General features: G+C 35.0%; 6 protein-coding genes. 1 reads left to right on the top strand and 5 read right to left on the bottom strand.

Translation table 11 applies throughout. The annotated features are described in order from the left end of the window. Positions 1–355: 355 nt before the first annotated feature. Positions 356–1,036 carry a calcium-binding protein gene (locus tag M2139_RS14020; protein ID WP_280739476.1) on the top strand — a complete coding sequence of 227 codons (681 nt, stop codon included), beginning with the start codon at positions 356–358 and terminating at the stop codon, positions 1,034–1,036. Between the two features lie 68 nt (positions 1,037–1,104). Here the strand turns inward: M2139_RS14020 and glnA are convergent, their stop codons facing one another. The 5 genes from glnA to M2139_RS14045 form a co-directional block, all read right to left on the bottom strand. Then, positions 1,105–2,445: a type I glutamate--ammonia ligase gene (glnA, locus tag M2139_RS14025; RefSeq protein WP_280739475.1), complete on the bottom strand. Its 1,341-nt coding sequence runs from the start codon at positions 2,443–2,445 to the stop codon at positions 1,105–1,107. A gap of 56 nt (positions 2,446–2,501) precedes the next feature. Further along, a complete protein-coding gene (locus M2139_RS14030; protein ID WP_280739474.1) occupies positions 2,502–2,882 on the bottom strand; it encodes a MerR family transcriptional regulator in 381 nt (126 codons plus the stop codon). A 305-nt stretch (positions 2,883–3,187) separates the two neighbouring features. Next, the gene (locus tag M2139_RS14035) at positions 3,188–3,892 is read right to left on the bottom strand and encodes a hypothetical protein (protein WP_280739473.1); all 705 of its coding nucleotides are present in this window, start codon (positions 3,890–3,892) and stop codon (positions 3,188–3,190) included. A 39-nt stretch (positions 3,893–3,931) separates the two neighbouring features. Then, positions 3,932–4,642: a DUF5058 family protein gene (locus M2139_RS14040; RefSeq protein WP_280739472.1), complete on the bottom strand. Its 711-nt coding sequence runs from the start codon at positions 4,640–4,642 to the stop codon at positions 3,932–3,934. Positions 4,643–4,871: 229 nt separating this feature from the next. Next, positions 4,872–6,059 (bottom strand): M20 family metallopeptidase, encoded by a 1,188-nt coding sequence (locus M2139_RS14045; protein WP_280739471.1) that lies wholly within the window; start codon positions 6,057–6,059, stop codon positions 4,872–4,874. Positions 6,060–6,395 lie beyond the last annotated feature (336 nt).

Below are 6,395 nucleotides of genomic sequence, written 5' to 3' on the forward strand. Positions count from 1 at the left end.
GAAAAAAGCAGTCAAGCAATGAAAGCTGCTTGACTGCAAAAATCAAATTATTCTATTGGATTTTCTCTTCACCAACACCAGTTGACAAAGAGCCGAAATATTTTATACTCTTGCATTCAATGTATCATATTCTGTAAATTTCTTCAAAATCATTTCACTATCAAAAATGATTGCAGTTATAAAAACTTTAAACTTCTAATTTTACTAATGTTTTAGTATCACTCAGCAATAATTATAATTGTAAATGAAAATGTAAAGCATTTTTATTGAATTGACATATTTTATAGCAATATGCTACGCTTGTTCATAGTTAAATAAATATTTTATAAAAAAAGAAGAAAAGAGGTAAAAAAGGATGAAAAAGAAAGTTTTATGGTTAACAGTAGCCATCGCAAGTTTAGGTATTTTAGCAATTAACCCTAGTGAAGCCGACGCTGCCGGAACTCAAGAAATGTATCGTATGTATAATAGAAATACTGGTGAACATTTTTATACTGCAAACCCAGCTGAAAAAGATATGTTAGTTCAAAATTATTGGGTATACGAAGGTGTGGGTTGGGTTGCACCAACTAGTGGCGCTCCAGTTTATCGAGTGTACAACGCTAATTCTGGCGATCATCATTACACAATGAATAGTCATGAAAAAGATAGCCTTGTAAATTCTGGTTGGCGTTATGAAGGTATCGGTTGGTATTCTGATACAAATAAAGCTATTCCGTTATATCGGGCTTACAACTCTAATGCCAAAACAGGTAGCCATAATTATACAACCAATAAAGCGGAACAAAACAATTTGCTTAGTGTTGGTTGGCACGATGAAGGCTTAGCTTGGTATGCAGTAGGCTTGGGCTATTCAGTTGAACAACCAGTTGTTCCTGTTCCCGATAGAACAATTGTCTATATCGCTCCAAATTCAGGCTCTAAATACCATCTTAACCGCAACTGTCGCGGACTAAACAACGCTAACGGCATTCAAGAATTGACTCGCGGCGAAGCTATTGCCCAAGGCAAAGATTTATGTGGCTGGGAAGATTAATCTTTCGCAATTAAATGAATATAAAACAGCCGCTATAAACTAATGTTTATAGCGGTTTAAATTTACTTTTAATATAGTTGTAAATATTGTTCAATTTCCCATTCAGAAACTGTTTGACGGAATGAAGCCCACTCTAAACGCTTCGCTTCAACAAAGTTCGTAGCAATATGTGTGCCTAACGCATCTAAAACAACTGGGTCTTTGCGTAATTCTTTAAGCGCATTATGCAGTGTTGATGGTAAATCATCAATTTGAGCTGCTGCTCGTTCTTCTTCATTCATAATATAAATATTGCGGTCTACCGCTGCTGGTGGTTCAATTTCATTACGTACGCCGTCTAAACCAGCTTGTAATAAAACAGCCATCGTCATATATGGATTAGCTGACGGATCCACTGAACGTAATTCTAACCGAGTTGATAAGCCACGAGATTCAGGAACACGAACTAATGGTGAACGGTTATGACCACTCCAAGCCACGTAAACAGGTGCTTCATAGCCAGGAACTAAACGTTTATATGAATTTACCGTTGGATTACAAACAGCAGTGTAAGCCCGTGCATGTTTCAGTAAACCACCTAAGAAATGATAAGCCGTTTGACTTAATTGCATTTCGCCGTCTGGATCATAAAAAGCATTGCCTTTTTCAGTAAATAACGACATATTACAGTGCATCCCTGAACCGCTAATACCAAATAATGGTTTTGGCATAAAGGTAGCGTGTAATCCATGCTTACGAGCAATTGTTTTTACAACCAATTTGAAGGTTTGAATATTATCACAGGCTTCAATAACATCAGCATATTTAAAATCAATTTCATGCTGTCCAGGTGCTACTTCATGGTGAGAAGCTTCTACTTCAAAACCTAAACTTTCTAATTCTAAAACGATATCGCGACGACAATTTTCACCCATATCAATTGGGGCAAAATCAAAATAGCCACCTTTATCATTTAAATCTAAAGTAATTTCACCATTATCATCTAATTTAAATAAGAAAAATTCTGGTTCTGGCCCTAAGTTAAATGAAGAGAAACCTAAATCTTTCATATCTTTTAAAGCCCGTTTTAAGTTTCCGCGCGGGTCACCCGCAAATGGCGTGCCATCAGGATTATAAATGTCGCAAATGATACGAGCTACTTTACCATGCTCTCCTTCCCACGGAAAAATCATCCAAGTAGATAAATCTGGGTATAAATTCATGTCACTTTCTTCAATTCGAACAAAACCTTCAATAGAAGAACCATCAAACATCATTTTATTATCCAATACTTTTTCTAATTGGCTAACAGGTACTTCAACATTTTTGATTGTTCCCATAATATCGGTAAACATTAATCGTAAAAATCGAACATCTTCTTCTTTAGCGATTCGTTTGATATCTTCTGCTGTCATTTGTTCTTTTGGCATTTTATCCCATCCCTGCTCTCTTGTTTAATTGTTGAATTTATTTTCCGCAATCAGAATTATAGTCTTGGTCCCGATTGAAATGGATTTTTTTGAACTAAGCCACCTTGAGCTAACATTTCATCATGTAAAATTCGACGAACATCTCGGTCAGTTAAAGGTTGATTATTTTCTTTCGCTTTTCGCTCTTCTTCTTTTTTCATTTCATAAACACGCTTAATGCCAGCCATGTTCAGTCCGTCAGATAAATAATCTTTAATTTCTAACAAAGTATCAATATCATTTAATGAAAATAGGCGACGATTACCGTCACTGCGTTCAGGATGAATCAACTTTTGCTCTTCGTAATAACGAATTTGTCGTGCTGATAAATCAGTCAGCTTCATAACTGTCCCAATCGGAAACACTGACATTGAACGGCGAATCTCTTTTTCTCTCATCTACCATTACCTCCTAATGCAGTTAAATCAATCTCAAAAACGAAATTTCCAACTTAGAAACATAAGCTAAAAGCTACTGTCAACAGCAGATTCTCCTTAAGTTGTAAGTAGAATAGCATGATGTTTTTTCGCTGTCAACAGTTTATGTTAGCTTTTATTACATTAAAAACAAGAATATTCGTTTTTTGCTGTTTTCAGGTTAGTTTTTCTAACAAAAGCACTCATTTACATGCCTTTTTAGTGAAAAAAGCAGACTAGCAGATATTTTTGCTAGCCTGCTTTTATTCTTCTGCAACTAATATAAATTACTCTACATCAAAATCATTGTCAATTTCAGTATTTGCTAAATTATTTTTAGACATTACGTAACTATAAATAACTGCTAAAAGTACGGTAACAATTAAGATATAGCCCATATTTTTTCCATAAACAGCTGGTCCCAAAATAAATAGTAAGATACATGGGAAAACAAAAATTGGAATGTTAATTTTTACATCACTAATAATTGTTGGAATAATTAAAGCCCCAAATAAAGCTGGCAATAAATTGTCAAAGGCCGGTTTAATTACTGGATTGTTAAAAATACCATCTACATATTTCGCTAAGAAAACCATACCTAAAAAGGCAATTGTCGTTGTTACAAAAGTACAAGTAGACGCAGCAATAATTGAAACGATATCCCCTTTTTCAGTTCCAGGCTCAACACCAGTTATCTCCATCGCATTTTTCGAAGCTGGTACTTTCATATTTGATAAATCACCAGTTACACAAGAAGTATATAAAGCTCCTGCCCCAATAATCGGTGCGTATGAGAAGTTTTCACTGACCCCAACAATTGTATAAGAAATTAATAGCGGTAGAGCATTTTGAATGATTTGACCATAATCTAGTTTTGCATCATAAACAAATGACAAAATAATTGGTAAAGAAATAAATGAAATTAAGCAAATTAACACAGTCACGCGACCAATACGGTGAATTTTATTATTAAACGTTGTAGTATTATCCATATTTTTCAATCCTTTCATAGTTAAAATCGTTAATAGCGCTTAAAATAGCGGATTAATCAGACAAGCAAAAATCATGCCCGCTAATAAACTAATTGTAAAAGCATGCTCTTTTAGTTTCGGATGTTTTTTAGCAATTTGTTTAACTACTAAAGAAACGCCCCCTGCTACAAAAAAGGTAATCATCGCTACAGGGTTTTCAATATTCGTTGCTGTTGGTGCTGACATTACTCCGTATAAAGCAACAAACATCGCACTAGTAATAACCGGAATTAAAGTGGCATTACGCTCCATTAACTTACGAACATTTTTTTGATAAGTTTTTAAAAAGAATAGATTGAAAATATTTCCACCTAAAATTCCTAATGTTAAAATTAGTAAAATAGATAAATACACTTCCACAGGAAAATCATTATTATAAATATTATCATAACCAAAAGTTGTTGCGGCAGTATTGGCAACGGATGTTTCATAAGTTACCGACCCCACCACACTTAAACGCATCCACGGGAAATATTTCCCTAGAGCTGGTACTAAAACTAAATAACTAGCTAAAATTGGTAAAGATGGCATAATTGAAAAAAGTGCTGTACTTTTAACAACTTTTTTCATATCTCCATCAGTCATCCCTAACTGTAACGCTCGTTTTCGTGCGGCTAAACTCATAATAACTGGCTGAGCAAGTACAACCAAAACAATTACACTACACATAATCAACATTGGTAACCCATTTGCTACTTTAAAAAATTCCATACTTTTACCCTCCTGAATATTTAATAATTACTTATTTTTAAATTAATGCGAACATCCTTCATTTTATGTTTTGCTTTGTAAAATTCAAGCAACACAACGAATCCCAAATTTCTAAGAAGCGTTGCTTCAATTTTCAAAGCGCTTTACTCTTGAAAAAGCAAAACGAGCAGATGAATATTTCGCATCTGCTCGTATCTCTAACACCTTCGCGAAAATAAATATTTGATTTTTAGCTATGTTTTTTTAGCCATTCCATAGCAGAAATTGTATAGACAGCTGCTCCTTTTGATAAAACTTCTTCATCAAAAATTACTTTTGGATGATGAACAAAATAAGGATATTCATCTGAATGACCAGAAGCTAACAACAACATAGTTGATGGCACTTCTTGTGTCACGTAAGAAAAGTCTTCTGAACCACCTAATTTATCCATACCACAAGCTTTTGGTGATGTTACTTCACCTGGGAAAGCTTCTGTTAAAGCTTCTCGTAAATCTTCTGTGACCTCACCATCAACGGCTACTGTTGGGCAACCTTCAATAATTTTAGCATCGACTGTTGCTCCAAAAGCTCGAGCAACGCCTTCAGCGATTTCCGGAATACGTTTAAAGATAAAATTACGTACTTCTTGATCAAAAGTTCGAATAGAACCTTTCATATAAGCTGTATCAGGAATCGCATTATCAACCACACCACCATTCATAATGGTAGTTGAAATTACCGCTTGATCATACATGGAAATTTCACGGGCTTCTAAAGCATGTAAAGCTAAATGAATATGGCTCATAACTGTTAGCGGATTAATACTTTTTTCCGGTGTAGCAGCATGGCCCCCTTTTCCTTGAATCTTGATTTCAAACCAATCAGAAGTTGAAGCAAAAGGTCCAGCCTCTGGTACTAAAACAGTCCCGCTTTTAATTGGTAAACCAGGAAAGACGTGAATCATCATGGCCGCATCTACTTTAGGATTTTCTAAAATCCCTTCAGCCACCATTGCTTTAGCACCAGCCAAAATTTCTTCTCCCGGTTGGAACATTAATTTTACTTTCCCTGGTAGTTCAGCCTCATGAGCTTTTAATAATTTAGCTGCTCCATAAAGCATAGTTGTATGAAAATCATGACCACAAGCATGCATATTTTCGTTTTCAGAAGAGAAAGGTTCGCCAGATTCTTCCTTAATTGGTAAAGCATCCATGTCACCACGAATTAAGAAACATTTATCGCCTTCACCAATCGTAACCGTTAAACCAGATTGACCGACAACTTCTGGTTTTAAACCTAAGGCTTTTAATTTTTGTTTGGTAAAAGCCATTGTCTTAGGTAAATCCATACCGATTTCCGGATTCCGATGTAAAGTTCTGCGCATTTCTACTAATTCATCTTGCAACATTTTAGCTTCGTTAAAAAGTTCAGTCATTTTCTAATCGCCTCCACATTTTTTTAAAGATTATCACATTTTTAAGGTAGATGTCAACTTTTCTTACATATTTTTATCAAAAAAGTTGAATTTTTTCTAAAAAACTTACTTATTACCTAGTCAACACTATTTTTTCTATTTTTAAGTTAGCTATTTTGACATATTAGCTAAGTCACAAAAATCAAAACCACCAGTGAGAACTGGTGGTTTGCTCTGAGGCTGTAAGCCTCTATTACCGGCCGGCCCTCTGAATGGTCTTCCTTCCGCACCACTTTTTCTCGCCGATTCTATAAGAATCCCTTTCTATCTTTTCTTATTTTTATTCCCCGTGAATGG

This window comes from Enterococcus sp. PF1-24 (assembly GCF_029893325.1).
Taxonomy (GTDB): Bacteria; Bacillota; Bacilli; order Lactobacillales; family Enterococcaceae; genus HY326.